The organism is Pseudomonas sp. MH9.2 (genome assembly GCF_034353875.1).
GTDB lineage: Bacteria > Pseudomonadota > Gammaproteobacteria > Pseudomonadales > Pseudomonadaceae > Aquipseudomonas.
Genome location: NZ_CP133784.1, coordinates 1,261,160 through 1,282,106, shown reverse-complemented (window position 1 = coordinate 1,282,106; position 20,947 = coordinate 1,261,160). Strand labels below are relative to the sequence as shown.

Here is a 20,947-nt window from a genome sequence, read left to right as displayed (position 1 = left end):
GGGGTTTCTTGTATGAGTAGCTAGTTGCATGCTCTGTGCCAAATGGAAATCATACAAAATATGATAAAAATCAATAGTTTATGCTTGTATTGGTGCGCGTGCGTCTTGCACTTTGCAATGATGGCCTTTTGCAGTAGTGCAATTTGCATGATTGCAAAGGGGGGCGTCATCCAGAACCGTCTCGTCAGCGCAGTACTACAGCTTAAAAAGCCAAGGACGACATGACAAAGTCATGCAGTGCCGTTAACATGCACGCCGTCCTTGCTGGTGCCTTTCCTGTGCTCCAGCACTCGTGTCTCAGTAGCTCAATTGGATAGAGCATCCCCCTCCTAAGGGGAAGGCTGGCAGTTCGAACCTGCCCTGGGACACCATATAACCTGCCACTCTCTCATTTTCAGCTGTTGCAGTTCACCGCTTTCGGTCACTGCATTCGAAATGTCCTCTGCATTGCTCACCCCCCCCTTATCGCTGCCTGTCTTGGATTGGGAGTATTGGGGTGAATGTGCGCAGCTGGCGCCCAGCAGTGTGCCTGGACGCCTGAATGGATGACGGATTACCCCATATCAGGACCTGCTGCGGGGGCCGATGCTGGCTCAGCCAAGTCGGCGCCGGTAATGAGTGACGTTCAGCGCAGGTCGTTCAAGGTTGCATCCAGGCGCTTGAGCAGCAGATCCGCATGCTCGCGGGCAAATACCAAGGGTGGGCGAATCTTGAGGATGTTGGCCATGGGACCGGTCGAGCTGATCAACACCTGACGGCGGCGCATGCCGTTGACGACCGCGGCGGCGGCGGTTGTCGCCGGGGTTTGCGCCTGGCGGTCAACAACCAGTTCAACGCCGATGAACAGGCCCTCGCCGCGTACATCGCCAATGACTTCATGGCGCTCGGCCAGTTTGCGCAACCCCTCCTTGAGATAGCCGCCGACATCGCGGGCATTGGCTTGCAGGTCTTCTTCGCGCAGCACGCGCAGTACCGCATGCGCAGCCTTGCAGGACACCGGATTACCGCCGTACGTATTGAAATAACGCTGCTGGCGACCGAATTGATCGAATAGCGCCGAGCGCCCGACCACGGCGGCAACCGGATGGCCGTTGCCCATGGGTTTGCCGAGCGTGACCAGGTCCGGGGTTACCGAGTCGCGGGCAAACCCCCAGCGTTGCCCTCCGGTGCGACCAAACCCCGGCTGGACTTCATCGGCGATATACAGTCCGCCGGCGTCTCGCACGCATTGCGCGGCAGCGGCCAGTTCGCCGTTCGCGGGGCTGAACACCCCGTCACTGGAGAAAATGCTGTCGACCAGCAACGCCGCAGGCTTGATGCCGTGAGCGTGCATATCTTGCAGCGCAGCTTTCACGTCGCCAAGGAAATCGGCGGATCGGCGGTAGGAATCCGGAGCATCGACCAAGCGTACATGGCTGGCGGTGGGGAGGCCGGTGGCCAGTGATGGCGAGACCTCAGCCAAGGCGCTGGTCACGCCGTGGTAGGCCCAGCGGGTGACAATGATGCCCGTTCCACCGCTGTGGCAGCGCGCGATGCGCAACGCCAGGTCATTGGCTTCGCTGCCGGTGCAGGTCATGGTCATGTTATCGAGTAGTGGAGGAAACTCGCTGAGCAGATCTTCGGCGTAATCCACGATCGATGGGTGCAGATAGCGTGTGTGGGTATTGAGCAGGGCGCTTTGCTCGGCAATGGCTGCGACCACAGCAGGGTGGCAGTGACCGATGGACGCCACGTTGTTATAGGCATCCAGGTAGGCGGTGTTGTCTTTGTCATACAGCCACACGCCTTCACCCCGCACCGGCGCGAAGGGTTCCTCATAAAACAATCGATAGCTGGCGCCCAGTGCGCGTTGGCGACGGGCGAGCAATTCAGCGGTGGTGGGCGAACTCATGGCACCTCCGGGGTGCAGGCATTGATCAGGCTTTGGGTCAGCAGCCCTTCGGGCATAGCGGTGAGGCATTGCAAATTGCGCCAGCTGGTGCGCAGGTTGCGTAGCACATAGGTGCGGTTTTCCGGATACAGGCAGGCGCGCCACCGGGCGATGGTGATTGCCATGGCCATGCGCATGGCCATCAGTTCGCCGAGTACAGCCAGCTCCTCGCGCTGCAACGGGATCCTTGCGTCGTAGGCGGCGACAAAGGCCTTGATCTGCCACAGTGGGTCGGTGGCGTCAGCGTCGAACTGGTATGAGAGAGCCGTCCCCAGTTCGTTGATTAGCGGGGCGTGCAGAGCGTCGCCGAAGTCGATGATGGCCGCAACGCGGCTGGCGGTTTCGCAGTCGAGCATGACGTTGTGCGGGTTCAGGTCGTTGTGGATCACCTGCGCACGGAGCGTGGCCAGACGCGGTTTTACGCAGGTCGCGTAGCGGTCCAGCAACGTGGAAACCAACGGCAGTTGATCGGCTTCCAGGTAATCCAGATAAGGCCTGACGCGTTCGGCGTGGCCGACATCCCAGAGCAGGTTGCGATGGGCGGCCGGGTGCTGGAAGTCCTTGAGGGCCAGGTTGACTTCGGCCAGGGAGGTACCGAGTTCGTGCATCAGTGCAACGCTGGGTTGGCCAAGATTCTGCGAAATACCGTCCAGGTAGCTGACGGTGCGCAGTGTCAGTGGCTGCTCGCTCACCAGCACTTTCGGTTCAACCTCACCATTGCGTGCTGGCAGAACACGCGGAACCGGCAGGTGCGCGCCGTGCCGCTCAATGTGCAGCAACGCCTGGGTCTGGAAGCTGATGACATTGGGATCTTCGGCTGGGTTGATGAATTTCAGGACGAAGGCGCCTTGCCTGGACTGTATGAGAAAGTTGGTGTCGCGTTCGCCATTCAGTAGCTTTAGCGTGCCCTTGAGGCCGTATACCCGATCAGCTATCTCCTGCGCCGTGGCAAGATCCACCGTCGGCGCCTGCGTCGTCATCAGGTCGGTGCAGCCCCCCTTGTCCATGACCGCCTCAGACATGCTGACCACCATTGACGTGAATTTCCGCTCCGTTCACGTAAGAAGCGCCGCTGGTGCAGAGGAAATAGATCAGCGAGGCCACTTCCTCCGGTTTGCCCAGGCGATTCATGGGCACCAGTCGCTCGACGATGTCGGTGGTGCCCGGAGACAGGATGGCGGTGTCGATTTCGCCGGGGGCAATGGCGTTGACCCGCACCCCGTGCGGGCCGAAATCATAGGCCATTTCCCGAGTCAGGGCCGAGAGCGCAGCTTTGGAGGTCGCGTAAGCGACACCGGCGAAAGGATGTACTTTGGATCCCGCAATGGACGTGACGTTGATGATGCTGCCCTGAGCGGCTTTTAATTCATCGAACAGGCCGCGAGCCAGTAACGCGGTGGAGAACAGATTGACATTGAACACCTTCAACCACGTGGCGTAATCGGTTTCCAGCACGCCGAGTCGGCCGCCTTCCGGACCTTTTGGCGATATGCCAGCGTTGTCCACCAAGGCATCAAGGCGTCCCCCCAGTTTTTCCTTAATGGTCGCCAGGCTGGCGCTGACGCTGTCGATGTCCTCCAGATCCAGATGGATATGATTGAGCAAGCCTTCCGTCCAAGGGCATTCAGCGACCCAGTTTTGCCGGGAAGCGGTGAATACTTCCCACCCAGCCGCATTGAAATGCTTGACCGTCGCATGACCAATGCCGCGGCTGGCGCCGGTTAACAGTAGCTTTTTTTTCTCGCTCATGAGCACGGTCCTTCGTAATTGAAGTTTGATGCATCATGTTTTTAGGCGTGCAACTAGTCAATAGGGGCATGAGAGAAAGTTTCGTCAGGAAGCCGCTTCCTGGTTGACGGCTATGAACTCCAGCATTTTTTGATTGCCGTCGAGAATGTCTGCCTGGATTGCGTGTTTGGCGGCTGCCGCATCCTGCTGACGCAGGGCATTGAGTACTTCGACATGGTGTTCGATGGCCATGGTCAGGGAGAAATGCACGTACGCCTGAGCGATCAACGGTCCTGCGCGCATCCACAGACTGTCCAGATAGCTACGCAGCAAAGGCATGCGTGCAGCTTCCGCGATCAAAAAGTGAAACTCGCTATTCAGGCGTAGCGCTTCAGGAAGGTCGCTATTGTTGATGGCTTCGAGGTTGAGCTGAATGTTGGCGTCGATGCGCTTAAGGTCGTTTGAGGTTGCAAGCCGCGCGGCGGTTTCGGCACCAAGGCCTTCAAGATTCAGCCGCAGTGTGCGGATTTCCAGATAGGCCGCACTGTCGAGCACCGGTACTCGGATGTCTTTGGGGGTCTTGAGCACCAGAGCTTTCTCTTTCGCCAGTTGCAGAATGGCGTCTCGCACGGGTGTGACGCTTGTTCCCAACTGACTGGCCAGCTCCCGGATGCGTAGTCGATCGTCAGGCTTGAGGCCGCCTGTGATCAGCGCGTTGCGCAGTTTGGAGTAAACGTTGCTGCCCAGATAAGTGTGAGTGATAGCGTCGAAGGGGTAAGACATGAATCACCGAATGCATGGAGCTGTTTGGCCAAAGACTATACAACATGATGCATTAAGCCTTTTGCGGAAATTGGCGTAGCGATAACGGTGCGCAACTGGCTGGGTAACATCGACTCGATTTCGTCCTTGGTCACCCACGCGATCGATTCAGACCCACAGAACGCGAAGCCCCCTGAACCGTCCGAAAAGATACTGTGGGCTATTTCTTTTGGCGCGCGACGTCTCTGTAGGTTTTGGGCAACTCCCCGGTCCATTGCCGAAACGCTCGGGTGAACGCGGACGGCTCAGAAAAACCCAGCATTTGGGAGATGAGGCTGATCGACATCGACGTCTGGCTCAAGTAGTGGATCGCCATGTCGCGACGCACTCCGTCCTTGAGTCGTTGAAATTGGCTGCCTTCGGCTGCGAGTTTTCGCCTCAGCGTTCTCTCCGTGAGGTGCAACTCAAGGGCGGCACTCTGAGTGGTTGCCTCAGCCAGGTCTTCGGAACGCTCCAGATGATCCAACACCCGCCGTGTATAAACCGGGTAGTAGGCCGGGCGAGTGAACCAGTCGACCGGTGCCCGTTTCAAGTGATGGCCGAGGGTCTCGGGCGTTTGCACCAACGGTGCCGTGAGTATCGCGGCATCGAATACCAGGCAGGTCACGGCCTGGTCGAACATTGCCGGACAAGGAAACATCAAGCGGTATTCGGTCAGGTGTTTGGGCGCAGGATGGTCAAACGCGACATATTTCAGGGGAATCCGCTGGCCAACCAACCAGCTGGGAAACCGATGCCACAGCAGCAACAGGAAACCTCTCAACAAGTAATCCGGGTCTTTAGCCGGGTCCTTGAGCGCCATCGAAAAAATCGCCTCATCGCCGACGATGTCGAGCGACAGATGCAGGGAGTCATTGACCACGTTGTAGAAGTGGCTGAGCTTGTAATACACCGAATGCAGGTTGTGCGAATGAACGACCTGCTTGGCCATGATGGCAAAGACACCCTGTGGACAGCGTTGCGAGCCCATGCCAAGAAACTCGTCGTCGGCCAGGCGCCAGACGGCCCGCATCAGGCGGCTGAATTGGTCAGGCGTGATCCGCAGATGGGCATTTTCCAGCATGCGCCGGTTAAGGCCCGCCTCCTTGAGCAGCACCGCTTCGTCGAGGTGAAGACGGTGGCCGGCATTCATCAACATTCGGGCGAAATGGATAGAGATTGAATAGCGTTCGATGCCCATCGGAGGCAGATTCCTGCAGCATGTGCGGTCAGTTTATCGCCTAAGCGCTGTCCGTTAATGTCTATTTTTAGACTGGTTTCGTTATTGTCGCCAAGGGGCCTCCCGATAGAAGCTAGCCGCCACCTGCAGACGCTTGTCTGACCCGGCCAGAACGCTGTTATTGCCTGACTCTCCAAGGAAGCCCGTCCGTGCACGTGCAAGTAGCAGACGCGGTTACCGTCCACCAGAACGTGACGGCACCCGGAACAGGCGCATCCCGCCTGAAAAACCGCACGCTAAACGAATGGGCGCGCCACCGTTGTAGGGCGTACGTACGCCCGCACGACGCACAGCCTTCCCGATACGCGCCAACCGCCGCACCGGTTCCCGGGCAAGTCCGGCACCGATGAGCGCAATTGCACCTGCGACGCAGTGGTCATTGCCAGCGCCACCTAGTGCGTAACGGTTGAAGCAAGAGGTCCGCGAATATGGCCAATTTAGTCGATTACCGGGTGCTGTTAGCCAAGGCCTGACGTGACTCAGGCCGATACCGAACATCGCCCGTTATGCCCCCCTGTGGCTGACACAGGCGGCCTGCCTAACGCATCGTTTTAGAGAGGAAACATAATGAGTGATTACGCCCACCCCTACCGCGACACCACGTTCGTCCTCAAAGAACTGGTCGAATTTGAAGCCTTGTGCGCGTCGGCTCATCTGGACGATATCAACGATGAGCTGGTGTCCGCGATTCTGGCCGAAGCCGGTCGTCTGGGCTCCGGGGTATTGGCACCACTCAATCGGATTGGCGACACCCAAGGCGCGCGCCTGAATGAGCAAGGCGTGCAGGAAGCTCCAGGGTTCGCCGACGCCTACCGCCAATTCCAGGCTGGCGGCTGGCCTTCATTGACTGCAGCCGAAGCCTGGGGCGGCCAAAACCTCCCCAACGTGATAGGCACCGCCGTCAGTGAAATCTGGCACTCGGCCAATATGGCCTTCGCCCTCTGTCCGATGCTGACCCAAGGCTCGATTGAAGCGATCGCGCACCATGGCTCGCCCGCCCTACGCGAGGCTTACCTGTCCAAACTGGTCAGCGGCGAATGGACCGGCACCATGAACCTCACCGAACCCGATGCAGGTTCGGATTTGGCCGCCATCAAGAGCCGAGCCATCCCTCAGGGTGATCACTACCTCATCAGCGGGCAAAAAATCTTTATCACCTGGGGCGACCACCAGATGACGGACAACGTTGTCCATCTGGTACTGGCCCGGCTGCCGGATGCACCGGCCGGTGTCAAAGGGATTTCCCTGTTCGTGGTGCCTAAATTCCTGCTGGATGCTCAAGGCAAGCCCGGCGCACGCAACGATGCCCGCTGCATTTCCCTGGAACATAAACTGGGCATCCACGGCAGCCCGACCTGCGTCATGAGCTTTGGCGACAACGGCGGGGCCATCGGTTATCTGGTGGGCGAACCGCACCAAGGGCTGGCCTGCATGTTCACCATGATGAACCACGCCCGGCAAAGCGTTGGCCTGCAAGGGCTGGCCATCTCGGAACGGGCTTACCAGCAGGCGCGCCAGTACGCAAAAGATCGCCTGCAAGGGACGCGTAAGGACGGCAGCCGCTTCTCGATCATCCATTTTCCCGATGTCCGTCGCATGTTGCTTCAGATGAAATCGTCCATCGAGGCGATGCGGGCCCTGGCGTTGGTGGCCGCTGCCGAAGTGGACCGCACTGCCCACGCGCATGACGCCGACGCCGCGCAGGTTCATCAAGGTCGCGTCGACCTGCTCACACCCATCGTTAAGGGGTGGCTGACAGAAATGGCGCAAGAGGTGACCTCGCTCGGTGTGCAAATTCACGGCGGCATGGGGTTTATCGAAGAAACCGGCGCAGCCCAGCACTACCGTGACGCCCGTATCCTGACCATTTATGAAGGCACCACTGGCATCCAGGCACTGGACCTGGTTGGGCGCAAAACTCTGCTCAATCAGGGCGAACTGCTCACCCGTTTGCTGGACGAAATCGGTGAAACCGTCGCCCTGCTGCAAGGCTCGGCCACTCTGGCCCACCAGGCCGAGGCACTGGACGATGCCTTGTGCGCTGGCCGCGCCGCTCTGCGCGTGCTCCTCGACAATGCCAAAAACGACGCCCACCTGGCGGGCAGCATCAGCGTCAATTTCATGATGCTGTTCGGCTACCTATGCGGGGGCTGGTTGATGGCCCGCTCGGCACTCAGAGCCCAAGCCCTGCTGGACTCGGGCAACGGCGACCCGCAGTTCCTGGACGCCAAGCGGATCACTGCCGACTTCTATGCCGAGCAACTGCTGCCTCGCGTGCACGCCCTGCTGGCGGCGATTAGCAGTGGCAGCAAAAGCATCATGGCGCTGGACGATGAGCAGTTTTGAGCCTGCGCGGGCCTGATTGACCCACGTGATGGCCCGCACCATGAGCCGTGGCGACAACGTTTAAACGTCGTCGTCCGCCTTGATCGTCTCGGCCTCTGCTTGTGCCCAGACTAACGAACAATCCGACGAGCAGTGCTTCTCAGAGGCACTGCCCGGTATGGGCGCGAGTACCGGTTGAACGGCAGATGTCCGGTGCCCCGCCTGCTATTCCCTACATTCGAGGTTTTTTCCATGCACGCTGCGCGTATCCGGCTGGCTTCCTTGCACGACAAAATCATGAGTGCAACACAGGCCGCCCTGCTCATTAAAGACGGCATGACCATCGGCATCAGTGGTTTTGGCGGTGCCGGAGACGCCAAGGCAGTCCCCCTGGCCTTGATCGAGCAGGCCAGGCACGACCCGCTGAAAATCAACCTGATCACCGGCGCCAGCCTTGGCCGTGGTCTGGACGGGATGATGGCCGAAGCGGGTCTGTTGGCCCGACGCATGCCGTTTCAGGGCGACGCTGTGCTGCGCAAGGCCATCAACGAAGGCAAGGTGATGTTTATCGACCAGCACCTCTCGGAAGTGGTCGAGCAGTTGCGCGATGGCTACCTGCCGACCCCGGATATCGCAGTTATCGAGGCGGTGTGCATCACCGAACAGGGGCATATCGTGCCCACCTCGTCAGTGGGCAACTCGGCCACCCTGGCACTGGCCGCCAAACAGATCATCATCGAACTCAACCTGGCGAGCAGCCCTCATTTCGAAGGGCTGCATGATATCTACCAACCCCAGAATCGCCCTCACCGTGGCCCGATCCCCGTCCTCCAATCAAACAACCGCATTGGCAGCCATGCCATCGAGATCGACCCGTCACGCATCGCCGCCATCGTCATCTGCAACACACCCGAGGCGGCCGTTCCCATGTTGCCGCCTGACAACGACACACAGGCCATTGCCAATCATTTGGTGCGGTTTTTCGAGATCGAGGTGGAAATGGGGCGTCTGACGAGAAACCTGGCACCGCTGCAAGTGGGGGTGGGTTCCATCGCCAACGCGGTGATGTGCGGCTTGATCGACGCCCCGTTCAACGACCTGGTGCAGTACTCCGAGGTGTTGCAGGATTCCACCTTTGACCTGCTGGATGCCGGCAAGCTGAAATTCGCCTCGGGGTGCTCCATCACCCTCTCTGGCGCCTGTGGCGAGCGGGTCTTCAAGAACCTGGAAAAATACGCCGAGCGCCTGGTCTTGCGCCCACAGGAAATCACCAACCACCCGGAAGTAATCCGGCGCCTGGGGATCATTGCAATCAACACCGCGCTGGAGTTCGACCTGTATGGCAACGTCAACTCCACCCACGTCGGCGGTACACACATGATGAACGGTATTGGCGGCTCGGGGGATTTTGCCCGCAACGCCCACCTATCGATATTCGTGACTAAATCAATTGCCAAGGACGGGAACATCTCGCGCGTAGTGCCCATGGTCAGCCACGTCGACCACACAGAGCATGACATCGACATTCTTGTAACCGAACAAGGGCTAGCTGACTTACGGGGCCTTGCGCCTCGGGAGCGAGCGCGAATCATCATCGATCACTGTGTACACCCGGACTACCGCGAGGCACTCAATGATTACTTCACCGCCGCCTGTCGTCTAGGCGGGCATACCCCTCACGACCTCAATCAAGCATTGAGCTGGCATATCCGCTTGAACGAAACGGGCAGCATGCTGGCGGCCCACTAGCGAGCCGAAGTCTGCGTCTCGAACAACCACCCGCTCAAGGTCCTCGCCGGCCCCTGAGCGAGTGGTTTTTGAGCATGGTTTGGATCTGCTGAGCCGACTCCCAAGTGCGCATCGCCAGGTTGCGCACTTCGTCGGTCACCACGGAAAATTCATGTCCCTGCTCGCCGCGCACGTCTTCGGGTGGATAGGCATTGGCGCCGTCCACGCAACACGAACCTGCCCTGGACACCAAATCTTTCAGGCACTCAAGCCTTCAGGCCGTGCATCTCGCAATACTCCGCCCACTCCATGCCCGCCATCTCGGCAACTTCCTTGTGCACCTCAATCCGTTGCGCCTCAAATTCCTCAGGGGACGCCGCCGTCAATTGCAGGGTCAGTTCCCAGGCAAAGAAGCCCAAGCGCTCAGCCTCGGCCTCAAACGCCTGGTGCAGTCGCTCATCGCGGTATTGTGCCAACGGCACGCCGGAGGCCTGGGCCTCGAGCGGATTCAGGTTGTCCAACTCTTCGCGGAGGGCAGGGTGCTCCGCAAGAAATTTATCCAGTGCTATTTGGTGCGGCTGTTCAGTTTGGATCATGCAAAGTCCTTAAACGGCTGTGGGTATCGTTGTGGTCGATCAACTCATCCTCTATGCCGCCCTGGTCTGGTCGGGCGGCATGTCTTGCGTTGCCGTGTTGAATGCCATGAAGACCTTTAATCGTCCGATCTTCGTCCGAGCCTTCCGGTTTTTAAACTGTCCGTGTACCTGCGAAGCATGCATTCATCTTCTTGAAGCGACAGAATTACTTTCCCGATCAACTGAGAGGCTTGTTCATTGCCGCCTTCGATCAGCTGCGTTGAACAATCTGAAAGCTGACTCATCGTCTGCTTTAGATTGTCAGCTACATCACCAAGATCGCTTTCCATCGAGCTATTTTTTTGTAGTTTTCTCATAAAGCCGCCTTGGCAAAAAAGTGTGTTGTAACCATTGGCCATCATCTGTTTTGAAGTGCTCGGCCCCCTTGATTTTAGTCGCTGCTTTTCCTTGCCGTGGTTTTCCGTTATCAAATCAGTGCGCTAGCCGGCTGCATGAAGAGCGTAAGGGCCGCTGGCTATTTGTTCGAGAGCAGCACCCGGATGGGGAGGAGTACTGGCAGGCCATGGTCGATGGTTGTTTGCGTACGCTGAACTTCAGGGGCCCGTCTTCCTGCGCGGATGCTGGTAGCACTGCAGTCGTGTCAGGCACTCGCGCGCATCGAGTCACCGTCGAAACAAGCGACTTGGTTGCGTCCACGCGCTTTTGCTTCGTACAGTGCCAAATCCGCTTGTTTGAACCATTCATTGAACAACATTGGATTGTCGAATGCGGTTAGACCGATGCTTAAGGTCGCAATGGCCGTCTGTTTTTGACCGAACACAGCGTCAGCGATCTCTACCCTCACCCTGTCAAGCACCTGAAAGGCGGTCGCCCTGTCGGTATCAGGCAGGAACACACAAAACTCATCCCCACCGAATCTCGCGACAATATCAGTTGAACGCAGGTTAGACCTGAGCGCGGAAGCTACGTGTCGCAGGACTTCATCCCCAACAAGGTGGCCATGCGTGTCGTTAATCTGCTTGAAATGATCCAGGTCTACGAGTGCTAGACAGCCATTCGAGACGCCATATCCGCAGCGTTTATATTCGTTTTCGAGCAGCGCGTTCCAGTAACGACGGTTATAGAGACCTGTCAGGCTGTCGGTCTCACTCAGCTCACGCAACACTTTACGGTTCTGCCCTAGCCGAAGCGCCAGCCGGTATAACGTCCAACCGATGACCAGTGGCTGGATGATGATCATCGGCATCGACGAATAGACCACTAAGGGACTGCTATAAAGTGAAAAACTTAAGCCGAACATTGCGACGGAGACAGCGATTCCCGCCATTTTGGCCAGCCAGCCGCGTAATACAAAGGCCATTCCGCCTGTAGCGACGTTGTTCATTGCCAGCATCGAGAGCATCACCACGCTGGGGAGCAAGTTGAACCCTATGGCGGCGACCCAAAACGCGGAAAAAGCTGAGTCAAGCAGGACACTGCGCCGTTCGATATCCGCGGGATGCTCGGCGGATCGTGCCAGTACGAAGGCTATCCACGGCCAAACGAAGCAAAAAGTGATGAGCAGTGCCCATATGAAAGGCGGACGACCTTGCTCCCAAAAGACCCCGGCGACGCAGAAAAAACCAGCGGCCAGCCCTATCGCACGAGGCATCAATGCGCGTTTTGCGAAGGCCTGGCTCCTGTTCCTTGCTCCGAATGAACTCGTCATTACTGTATCCATACATCGAGATTATGCAGCTACGACCTCGCTCAAGCGCTGGCCAAATCGAGCATGAAAATTTATGCACGTTCGATAACTTAACAGACTTGTCGAGTTGTATATCAAAATGCCATTGTTTGCGGCGGGAATGCTTCTGGTGGCCCATAAGCTGTACGGATTACAGCCTACGGGTTGTAAACTCCAAAACAGGCCCGAAACAGCACCTCAAGCACTGACAGGTTGCCCTTGACGCTGCTGATCTTTGTCGGTACTTCGCCTTTTGGATAGCGCCTGACGGTCGGTAGCTCGACACAGCGATAACCCAGTTTCGGTGCGCGGTAGGAGAGGTAAGCGAGTAGTTCGTAGGTCATGAACACATCGCGGAATATCGCCACCTTCGGGTCCAACAGCAGTTTGCGGCTGTAGGCACGGAAACCCTGGGTGGTGTCTGTCCATTTAAAACCGGAAGACAGACTCAGCATTGGCGCATGGATAAAGCGGATCGCGAAGTCTCGCGATTTAGGGGTGTTCTCTGCGACGCCTCCCGAGACAAAACGGGACGCCTGGACGAAGTCCACGCCTTGCTTGAGCGCGTCGATGAAGCGAGGTATGGCTTCAGGATCGTCCTTGTCGTTACCGTCAATCGTGACGATGCCCTCATAGCCCTGATCGAGTGCAAAGGCGTAAGCGCAACGCAGTTGAGCGCTTAACTTTCCCGGAGCGGTTTTGAGCAGCAGCCCTCGCACCCCTACCTGCTGTAGCGCGTGCAGCTCAAGCGAGCCATCTGTGGTTCCGCCATCAACGATTATGATGTCGGCAGTGTCTTGAATGTTGAGGGCCGCCATCCTGGCCAACAGGCTCTTGATCCGTTCACCTTCATTGATGACCGGAATCACCACGCACCAAGGGTGCTGGCGGCCGAGCCATAGCGGGGTTTGAAAGGAGGGCACTTGCCAGGTCTTACGCCCGTCAGGCGTTATATCGGTTGGCATCATTGTGTTTACCATCAAGCAACGCGCGCTGTAATCAGCGCTACGCCAGCAATTACCAGTACGATCCCAGCCCCTGTCGTCCAGTGGAAGGGTTCACGAAAAATTAGCACCGAAGACAACGCCACGGTCGCTACTGCCCCAGCGGTCAGCACCGGGTGCGCCACATTTAAAGGGAGGCGGGCCAACGCTGCGGCATACAGTAAAAAGGCGCCGCCATACAGCCCGAGACCTAGCCAGAATGGCCAATTACTCAGCGCGCCCAGAGGGTCGCCGAGGGACGGAAACTTGCGCGGCGGCATCATGGCCATCTTCACCAGAACACTGGCGGAAGCATTGGAGAGAATCCCGACAAGCAGGATGAGCCACTTCATACGCGGCCCTCCACGCGATGTTTGCGGTAATGCTGGATCGCCACGTTCAGTGCTCGCTCAATCGACACAGCATGCGGTTCATCCTTGGTCGCGAGCATCTCGATGGTCACAACAGGGTTGGGCAGATAGCGCTCCAGGGCCCTCACCATCAGCCCATGATCAGTGCTGCCATCCCCCAGAGGTAGCAGATCGGGCTCGCTGGCATGCACATGCCCGATAAGAGATGCGCAGTTTTGCAGCACCAGACAAGGATCTTCGCCATTGATGGCCAGCGCGCCGGTGTCCAGTTGCATCTTGATGGTGGGATGATCGACCTGCGTCACCACCAAGGCCGTTTCAGCGCTGGTGGTCATGAAGTTGGCGCCATAACAGGTGGGATTGGGTTCAAGGCAGATTGTTACACCATAGGCCTGAGCGATGTCCCCCAGTTGTCTGAAGAACGGCACCGCCACATCCAGTGTTTCCTGGTCATCGAGCCCGGTGCGATCACGATTCTTTGGTGAGCCAAAAACCAGCCGTGTGGCGCCCAGACCCGAGCCGATGCGGCACACGGCGGCCAAGTGTTTCAACAGTGCGGACTGGCTTTGGGCTGACCCAAATACATTGAGCCCCGTAGTACCGAACAACAGCGCCTGCATCCCGGTGATGTCGATGCCACGCTCGGCCCACCAGCCTTTGACCTGAGTAATCTGCTCATCCGTAGCGTTGGCGGGAACAGGAAAATACTTGCCGGGTGCAACATCGATCGCATCAATAGCAAAGCGCTGAAGGAGCGTGGCGATGGCTTCATCTTCCGCGGCATCCCAAGCAATATTGGAAATAGCCAACCTCATATTTTCGCTCCCTCATCGATTTTTATAGTGAGCGGCTCGGACTGAGCGTAGGCCCTGACCGCCTGTACCGTTTCACGGGCGCTGTACTGATAGCGCCCGGCTGCTCCAAATACATGAGCGTGTTTGGTCTGCATGTCGTAGGTCGCTGCCGGGTTAGCCAGGGCGTTGGTGAACTGCCTGCCGAAACCCAGTTGCGAAACATCCGCTACGCTGATCGGCTCTGCAGTGAGGTGAACCAACTTCAAGCCGGCGTTCAGTGCGGTTTGGATGTCATACCAGAGGTTGACCATTGGGTAAAACTGGAAGACACCGCGACTATCGATGGCCTGAAGATTGTTGTCATTCAAAAAATCGAAGATGACATTCTTGCGTAAGCCGGGTCCAACTAGCCCAGGCAGACGGACGATTAAATGATTGGGGAAGTGGCTTTCGACAAACGTCTCCAGCAGCCGGCGATGCAGGCCATAGGCGTGCAGGCCTGACTCATCGACAGGGGTATCCTCATCGACACCCATGACGGTACTGAAGACATCGACCGTGCTGATCAAAATGAAGGTGTTGCACTGAATGGTTTTCAGGTGGGCGATCAGCCCCTCGATTTTCTGCCGATCCGCTTCAGGTTCACGGTTTGCAATCCACTTTTGAGCGGGGGCGCCTGCGCAGACAACGGTATTAAACGAGTGGCCTTCAATGTGACCTATAGTGGTTGATCGATAAACTGACTCAAAGGCAGTCTGCTTTGCAATCGTAGACCCTACAAACCCACTAAACCCAATCAAACAATTATTCATGTTATTCATGATCCACCCGGCAATGCATACGGAGCAACTCGGCATTGTGAACATGCAGAACTGAGGTGTACTGACAGTCAAATTTTTTGATTTCAGTTTCAATCACTGCGGTAATTCCCTTGTCGTCGTCCTGGCGATCAAGGTGCGACAGTAATAAGTAAAACTCACCGGCGGGCCTGAGTTCAAATAACGTCCGGATCATTGAGAAGAACGTTGGCATTTCCATGGCCGGGTCTCGGGTCTGAGTCGTTTCATCCAGTACACGGGTATAGTGGTGTTTTTTTAGCCGGTCATCCAACTGTAAATAATATTCAAGAGACGGTTGAGCATCCGGGTAAACTAGAATATTGCTGGGCTCCATTTTCGCAAGGTGCTCGTACAGGCTATTGTTGGCCGTGTATTCATAATTCTCCCCTGTGAGATTCTTGTAACACGCTTTGCCTGCCTGGAGTGCCAGGACAACGAACAGAATCCAACCCAATACTTTGAAAGTTTTGGCTTGGCTTGATGTGAACTCAAGAATCGCGCAGCTGGAAATAACCAGACTAAAGGGGACCAGCCAAATCACATGTCGGGGGTAGGTGGCGGGATAAGAACCAAAAACTCTGCCTGCCACGACAACACACACCAGCGCAAAAAAAAATAAATTCAACCTGAAAATAAACCCTCTGTTATTGAAGGCGAACAGTGCGATGCTCGACAGGCAGGACGTGATTAACAGGGCTTTTCCGTAGGCCCCCAGTATCGCGCCACCCAACGATTTCATTGACACTAAAAGAGATTTACCTCCCCCGTACTCAGCGTAGTTACTCAACTGATAGATGGTAAGGTGTTTCATGTAGAGGTATGAGAAAGCCACGCACGCGGCCGCGCACAAAAAGGCAACTATTGTTGCGCTGCGTCGGGGGAATTCTCTGTTCGCCAGGCACCAGAGAAACGCATAGCCTAGCAGTCCCCCTGAAACGATAAGCGTGGAAAACCCGATGAGGCTGATGATTGCCGCAATTAAGAGAGTCCAAAAAATATTTTTATTTTCTTCAGCCTCCCATATCGCAAAGATGGCCAGAAAACTCCCGCTGACTTCAAGGAAGTAATATTTTAGCTCTGTCACGTGAAAGCCGGAAGAAAACGTATTTCCGATGATCGCCACCAGGAAAACAAAAAGACCCCACTTATATTTCTTGAACAGGAGACAGACGGGCAAGATCATTAATACCGACGCGGCCAGTACCGACAGCCTGAGGGGTTTGATGTCATAGTGGAAAATTGCCATCGCCGCCTTAAAGAAAAATGAAGCCGGTACCGGTTCTGCTTGATCGTAATAGGGCAGTGGTGTAATAAAGCCACTCAGTGTATTGACCTCTATGATGTTCTTCAGAAGCATGGCTTCATCAATCCATACCGAGCGGGACGCTAACGATAAAAATATGCTCACCAAAAAAAGTAAGGCAATGCCCGTGCACAGTGTGGGTAGATCAAAATACTTCTTCATTCATCTTCTCCAGCACATCATAAATATTGTCAATCTTTCCCCCCAGCACGGAATAACAGCCGGGCAACGCGGCGTGCTTCTCAAAAAGAATGGGTCTCCCGTCATCGCCTTCATTTTTCACAAGCACCGTTTTGACTTCGAACAATGAGTCGACATGCTTAGCCTTGAGTACAGCTGGGACATACCGGCCCACGTCCCTGACCATACGATCCACACGAGTTGCACGTTCGTGGTGCTCGAGTTTTTTGTAGGGATCGATCCCTTGCTGATCGGTCCAGTGCAGGTGCGGGGTGAAGCGGACGTGGGAGAGCGTATGCAGCCCGCGGGCGGGAAATGGCATCATCGAAAAGAAAGGGCCGTCCATCACGGTAATCCCCAAACCATCGAGAGGTGCAGGCATCTGCATCAGGGCCATTTCGGTGATCTCTTGTTTCAGACCCGTTTGCACTCCTGGGAAATCACCCCTGAATTGATTGGTGCCGCTGTAGGTGCAATTGAATACATAACGGCAGGAGATTGAAGCTTGGGCGCTGTCCTCGGTTTCTGTGATGACTTGCAGTGTTGCATCTGGTCCTTTCGAAATCTCCGTTGCTCGGGTCTTGTAGCAGATCTGCACACCGCACTCTGCTAGCTCGCGTTCAGCCCAACGTGCCAGTTTGGTGGAGTTGAAAGCGTACTCTTCGACCAGGAACACATTTTCAATGAGGCGTGGTTCAAACAAGGCTCGCAACGCAGGGGCTGCCGGCTGAACCTTGGCTCCAATGTCACGGCAAAATCGCTCAAACTGTTTTGCCGTGACCTTCGAGTTGTGGCGGGCAATGGCGTAGAGTTTGGTGAAATCCTGTGTTACCGCTTCGGGCCAGTCGCGTACGAACTTGGGCAGGTTTATCCGGCTGCGATACGCTGTCGTGAAACAGCGAGGGTAGTGATAGCCATTGTGCACGCGGGCCTGATTGTTATACGAGGCGCGCATCATTAGCGCGGGCTCACGCTCTATCAGCATGATGCGCTTGAGGCCTCGCTGCTTCGCTAGGTAGACCGCGATGGCCGAGCCATAAAACCCACCGCCAATAATAACCGCATCGTAGTTAGGGTCGACACTTGGCATCAGGACATTTCCCCCCGGGCCAAGTTTGTCGTATTGGCGGGGGGTGACGACACCTCTTCGATATTCAGTTTGTCGAGTCGCGTCATGCGAGCGCTGGTGAACTCTTGGGCCACATGGTAGAGCGGACCTTCATTCGAGAAGCTGGCCATGTTCAGGATGTATTCGCCGAGCACCAGAAGCACGAGTGATATCAGAAAGAACATGCCCGACTGTTGCAGCGAAAGGCTGATCCAGCCAGGCGCGACGTCGGTTTTAAAAAAACCGATGCCGACCACATAGCCGCAGTAAATAAGGTTGACGATAGCGCCAAACAAGGAGAGTGCTGTCACAAGGCGCATCGGCGCGCGCGTGGTCGACACCAGCAGGCGTATGCCACGGTCGATACTGTCTCCCAGACGTTTGCGGCGCTGGAATGTGGGTGACGCGCTATAGCTGTAGCTGAGGTGTGCGCGCGCAAACCCACCCGTAGCGGGCAGATGGCGATAGGTCATCGCTGGCTTGGGATGCTGAAGAATGAAGTTGATCACTCTTTTGCTAAGGATGCGGTACTGCGGCGCTTCTTTGGCGAGATGGATGCCATTGAACCAGTGGTAGAGCATGTGGAATACGGCAAAAGCAACCCGATAGGCAAGGCTTTGCACAGGCTTTTGCTCGTTACTGACAAAAACCACATCAGCGCCGCCAATGGCTTTTTTGAGCATTTGCGGTAAAAAATTGATGTCGTCTATCATCGGATCAATGACGGCTACAAAGTCACCCAGTGCATTCTCCAGCCCGACCCATGAAGCGGTGTCGACATCCACCTCCTTGGTCAGTGCATAGACCTGCAGATTGGCAAATCCATCTTCGCCCGTCAGGCGCTTCATGACGGAAATGCTGTCATCGTTCGACGCATTGTCAACAATGATCAACTCATAATCACTGACGATGGAGGCAATCACCGAGGTTGCCTCAAACAGAATGCTTTCAATGCGCTCAGACTCGTTGCGGACAACGAAAACCACCGACAAAAAACAGGGGAAAAATGCCATTTTAAATCCCCTTTAAAACGTCAAGAACCCTTGAGCGCTGCTTGAAACGACGTACGCAGCACTTAAACGGGATCGAATCAATGTCGTTGGGCGGGGCACTCTCTATGCCGGCACATTGGCCAGTCTTGAAAGTTAGAGTTACCGCAAGGGCTGACGGCAGACGAAGGTTATGCCAGATGTCTGGAATGAGTCGAAGCACAGCAGGAGATTGTCGAGATGAAGTGCTTAATATGAAGGGGGGCCGGAAGGTCAAAATAGTCATAAAAAAGTACCCCTGACTGCTTGCTAGATGTTGTCCAATCCAGAAAACAAAAAGGTACCAACGCGTGAGCGCTGCACTTTTTCATGGCGTTATGCTACTGAGGCAGGCTAGACCAGAGACCGGCACTTCGCTAGGCGAACGCTGAAAAAAGGCTTGAAATGTTGAAACCAGGCTCGCGTGGCGGTGGGTAGGCGGCAATGGCACAATTACCCTCTCGCTGAGCCGCGACTGACGGTTTTTTGTGTATACATTTTGCCAGTTTTACCTCCGGGCTCTCTGTCCGGGGCCGCAGCCAAACCCGCATAATGTCCCTTCAGTTTGGGCCCGACCTGCCGATAATCAGGTCAGTCCAGGATTCAGGAGCGGAAACCGTGAATTTGTATATCAACCAGCTTCAGAAGAAGAATGATTTCAGGAACGCGATCTATGCAGGCGATATTTTCCTGAATACTGATCTGAATGCTCCTAAGGACCTCTGCGCGTTTGCCCGGGAAAGTATCACTGCGGCGTTCGACGGCGAGACCCGTCACCAAGCGTTGCACACGATGATGCCGGTGCAAGAGTTCATCGGGTTGGTGACGAAGCTCAAGGGCCAGTTCACTAACTGTATTGAAGTTAAAGAAATGATCCGCAATTTCGTCCTGGAAATTGGTGCAAACCCTGGTGAGTTTCTTTTTGACGTTCCGCGAATTCGGGTCGTCCCTCACTATGACTATCTGCATGCTGGCGTCAGTTATGCCTACAAACCGCATCGTGATAAGTGGTATGGCAGTGTCGACTGTCAGATCAATACCTGGATGCCGGTTTACACGATTCAACCGGACCAGACGATGATGATCAATCCAGCCTATTTTTCAGTGCCGGTGAAAAACTCCTCTGCGGACTGGAGTCTGTCTGACTGGATCAACGTGCAGCGTCCTTTGGCTCAGGAAAACGTGATTGAAGAGTTACGCGTTCACCCCGTTCCGCTTGAAGATATTTCAACGGCTTCGGAAATCCGGATTGCCGCCAATGCTGGCGAGATTCTGACTTTTTCGGGATCGCACCTGCACGGCACGGTGCCTAACTATACTGAACAGACCCGTTTCAGCATTGATTTTCGCCTGGTGCACATCGCTGATCTTCTTAGTCAGCGTGGTGCTGTCAACGTCGACAGCGGTGTCGCAGACACAGAAGCCGGGTATAAAGATTTTTTCCATGTCAGCGACTTTTCGCATTTCCAAGGAACCAACCAATGACCAAGCGTCGCCTTACCGCAGCTGAAACCGAGTACAACGAAAAACGCGCGGGCGTACTCAACCGTGTTGACGCCAAATACGTCGCTGATGCGCCATTCGTGTTTGCAGATCGGATTACGGTCACGGCAGCGTTGTCACGCATCGAGTTGTTCAAAATGGTTCAGGATGTGCCCGGCGCCATTATCGAATGCGGTGTCTACAAGGGTAATTCCTTGATGCTGTACATGCAGTTGTCGATGATTCTCGAACCTTATGCGATCAACCGCTCGATCATCGGCTTCGATACGTTCTCTGGCTTCACCGGTATCGACGCTAAAGAAGATCCCACTGATATCAACGATGCTATGTTCTCGGATACTGACGAGACCCTGATTCAGGACATGATCGATGCCAACGATCTGGTGCGTCCGGTCAATCGGATTCCGCGTTGCGAGATTGTCAAAGGTGACATCCTTGACACCGTGCCCGCTTTCGTCAAAACACGCCCGGATCTGGTGGTGGCGATGCTGATTCTTGATACCGATCTCTATTCGTCGACCAAAGTCGCGCTGCAAACCTTTTTGCCTTACATGCCTAAAGGCGCGATCGTCGTTCTGGATGAAGTTGCATACCGCAACTTCCCTGGTGAAACCAGCGCGTTGCGTGAGTGCGTGGACCTGAACAAAATTGAACTCAAGCGCTTGCCGTTCGATTCGACGGTAGGTTATTTCCGCGTCTGACCGGCGTCAACACTGCGAGTGAACTCGCGTCATCGGTGATTCTGTACGTTATAGGGGCATGAT

At 55.9% G+C, this 20,947-nt stretch carries 19 protein-coding genes, 1 tRNA gene and 1 pseudogene; 5 read left to right on the top strand and 16 right to left on the bottom strand.

Features of this window, described 5'->3' with window-relative positions; translation table 11 throughout:
* Positions 1-294: 294 nt before the first annotated feature.
* Positions 295-371: transfer RNA gene (locus RHM55_RS05895), tRNA-Arg, on the top strand.
* A 254-nt stretch (positions 372-625) separates the two neighbouring features.
* Here RHM55_RS05895 and RHM55_RS05890 read toward each other — a convergent pair.
* The 5 genes from RHM55_RS05890 to RHM55_RS05870 all read right to left on the bottom strand — a co-directional run bounded on the left by RHM55_RS05890 (position 626) and on the right by RHM55_RS05870 (position 5,660).
* Positions 626-1,891, bottom strand: a complete 1,266-nt coding sequence (locus RHM55_RS05890) for an aspartate aminotransferase family protein (RefSeq protein ID WP_322180162.1) — start codon at positions 1,889-1,891, stop codon at positions 626-628.
* Complete coding sequence (locus RHM55_RS05885) at positions 1,888-2,952, bottom strand: phosphotransferase (RefSeq protein WP_322180160.1); 1,065 nt, start codon at positions 2,950-2,952, stop codon at positions 1,888-1,890. Before RHM55_RS05885 ends, RHM55_RS05890 begins: the two co-directional genes overlap by 4 nt.
* A complete protein-coding gene (locus tag RHM55_RS05880) occupies positions 2,945-3,679 on the bottom strand; it encodes an SDR family oxidoreductase (RefSeq protein ID WP_322180158.1) in 735 nt (244 codons plus the stop codon). The genes RHM55_RS05885 and RHM55_RS05880 overlap by 8 nt, the downstream gene beginning before the upstream one ends.
* 84 nt (positions 3,680-3,763) lie before the next feature.
* On the bottom strand, positions 3,764-4,441 hold the full coding sequence (locus tag RHM55_RS05875; protein ID WP_322180156.1) for a GntR family transcriptional regulator: 678 nt from the start codon (positions 4,439-4,441) through the stop codon (positions 3,764-3,766).
* Between the two features lie 199 nt (positions 4,442-4,640).
* The gene (locus RHM55_RS05870) at positions 4,641-5,660 is read right to left on the bottom strand and encodes an AraC family transcriptional regulator (protein WP_322180154.1); all 1,020 of its coding nucleotides are present in this window, start codon (positions 5,658-5,660) and stop codon (positions 4,641-4,643) included.
* Positions 5,661-6,266: 606 nt separating this feature from the next.
* Here RHM55_RS05870 and RHM55_RS05865 point away from each other — a divergent pair.
* Positions 6,267-8,045: an acyl-CoA dehydrogenase gene (locus RHM55_RS05865; RefSeq protein WP_322180151.1), complete on the top strand. Its 1,779-nt coding sequence runs from the start codon at positions 6,267-6,269 to the stop codon at positions 8,043-8,045.
* A gap of 231 nt (positions 8,046-8,276) precedes the next feature.
* The gene (locus RHM55_RS05860) at positions 8,277-9,773 is read left to right on the top strand and encodes a succinate CoA transferase (RefSeq protein ID WP_322180149.1); all 1,497 of its coding nucleotides are present in this window, start codon (positions 8,277-8,279) and stop codon (positions 9,771-9,773) included.
* Between the two features lie 46 nt (positions 9,774-9,819).
* Here RHM55_RS05860 and RHM55_RS05855 read toward each other — a convergent pair.
* The 11 genes and pseudogenes from RHM55_RS05855 to RHM55_RS05805 form a co-directional block, all read right to left on the bottom strand.
* Positions 9,820-9,939, bottom strand: a pseudogene (locus RHM55_RS05855) (methyl-accepting chemotaxis protein); the annotation flags it as partial.
* A gap of 79 nt (positions 9,940-10,018) precedes the next feature.
* Positions 10,019-10,348 carry a DUF6388 family protein gene (locus RHM55_RS05850; RefSeq protein WP_322180147.1) on the bottom strand — a complete coding sequence of 110 codons (330 nt, stop codon included), beginning with the start codon at positions 10,346-10,348 and terminating at the stop codon, positions 10,019-10,021.
* A 116-nt stretch (positions 10,349-10,464) separates the two neighbouring features.
* Positions 10,465-10,818 (bottom strand): hypothetical protein, encoded by a 354-nt coding sequence (locus RHM55_RS05845; protein WP_322180145.1) that lies wholly within the window; start codon positions 10,816-10,818, stop codon positions 10,465-10,467.
* 170 nt (positions 10,819-10,988) lie between these two features.
* Positions 10,989-12,056, bottom strand: coding sequence for a diguanylate cyclase (locus RHM55_RS05840; RefSeq protein WP_322180143.1), 1,068 nt, complete (start codon positions 12,054-12,056; stop codon positions 10,989-10,991).
* Positions 12,057-12,232: 176 nt separating this feature from the next.
* Positions 12,233-13,039 carry a glycosyltransferase family 2 protein gene (locus RHM55_RS05835; protein ID WP_322180141.1) on the bottom strand — a complete coding sequence of 269 codons (807 nt, stop codon included), beginning with the start codon at positions 13,037-13,039 and terminating at the stop codon, positions 12,233-12,235.
* A gap of 14 nt (positions 13,040-13,053) precedes the next feature.
* The gene (locus RHM55_RS05830) at positions 13,054-13,410 is read right to left on the bottom strand and encodes an EamA family transporter (RefSeq protein WP_322180139.1); all 357 of its coding nucleotides are present in this window, start codon (positions 13,408-13,410) and stop codon (positions 13,054-13,056) included.
* A complete protein-coding gene (locus tag RHM55_RS05825) occupies positions 13,407-14,243 on the bottom strand; it encodes a sugar phosphate isomerase/epimerase family protein (RefSeq protein ID WP_322180137.1) in 837 nt (278 codons plus the stop codon). The genes RHM55_RS05830 and RHM55_RS05825 overlap by 4 nt, the downstream gene beginning before the upstream one ends.
* On the bottom strand, positions 14,240-15,043 hold the full coding sequence (locus RHM55_RS05820) for a pyridine nucleotide transhydrogenase (protein ID WP_322180135.1): 804 nt from the start codon (positions 15,041-15,043) through the stop codon (positions 14,240-14,242). The genes RHM55_RS05825 and RHM55_RS05820 overlap by 4 nt, the downstream gene beginning before the upstream one ends.
* Positions 15,036-16,526 (bottom strand): hypothetical protein, encoded by a 1,491-nt coding sequence (locus RHM55_RS05815; RefSeq protein ID WP_322180133.1) that lies wholly within the window; start codon positions 16,524-16,526, stop codon positions 15,036-15,038. The genes RHM55_RS05820 and RHM55_RS05815 overlap by 8 nt, the downstream gene beginning before the upstream one ends.
* The gene (locus RHM55_RS05810; RefSeq protein ID WP_322180131.1) at positions 16,510-17,634 is read right to left on the bottom strand and encodes an FAD-dependent oxidoreductase; all 1,125 of its coding nucleotides are present in this window, start codon (positions 17,632-17,634) and stop codon (positions 16,510-16,512) included. Before RHM55_RS05810 ends, RHM55_RS05815 begins: the two co-directional genes overlap by 17 nt.
* The gene (locus RHM55_RS05805) at positions 17,634-18,665 is read right to left on the bottom strand and encodes a glycosyltransferase (RefSeq protein ID WP_322180129.1); all 1,032 of its coding nucleotides are present in this window, start codon (positions 18,663-18,665) and stop codon (positions 17,634-17,636) included. Before RHM55_RS05805 ends, RHM55_RS05810 begins: the two co-directional genes overlap by 1 nt.
* Before the next feature lie 633 nt (positions 18,666-19,298).
* On the opposite strand from RHM55_RS05805, the gene RHM55_RS05800 reads away from it, so the two are divergent.
* A complete protein-coding gene (locus RHM55_RS05800; protein ID WP_322180126.1) occupies positions 19,299-20,165 on the top strand; it encodes a hypothetical protein in 867 nt (288 codons plus the stop codon).
* The gene (locus RHM55_RS05795) at positions 20,162-20,884 is read left to right on the top strand and encodes a TylF/MycF/NovP-related O-methyltransferase (protein ID WP_322180124.1); all 723 of its coding nucleotides are present in this window, start codon (positions 20,162-20,164) and stop codon (positions 20,882-20,884) included. Before RHM55_RS05800 ends, RHM55_RS05795 begins: the two co-directional genes overlap by 4 nt.
* The last annotated feature ends 63 nt before the right edge of the window (positions 20,885-20,947 follow it).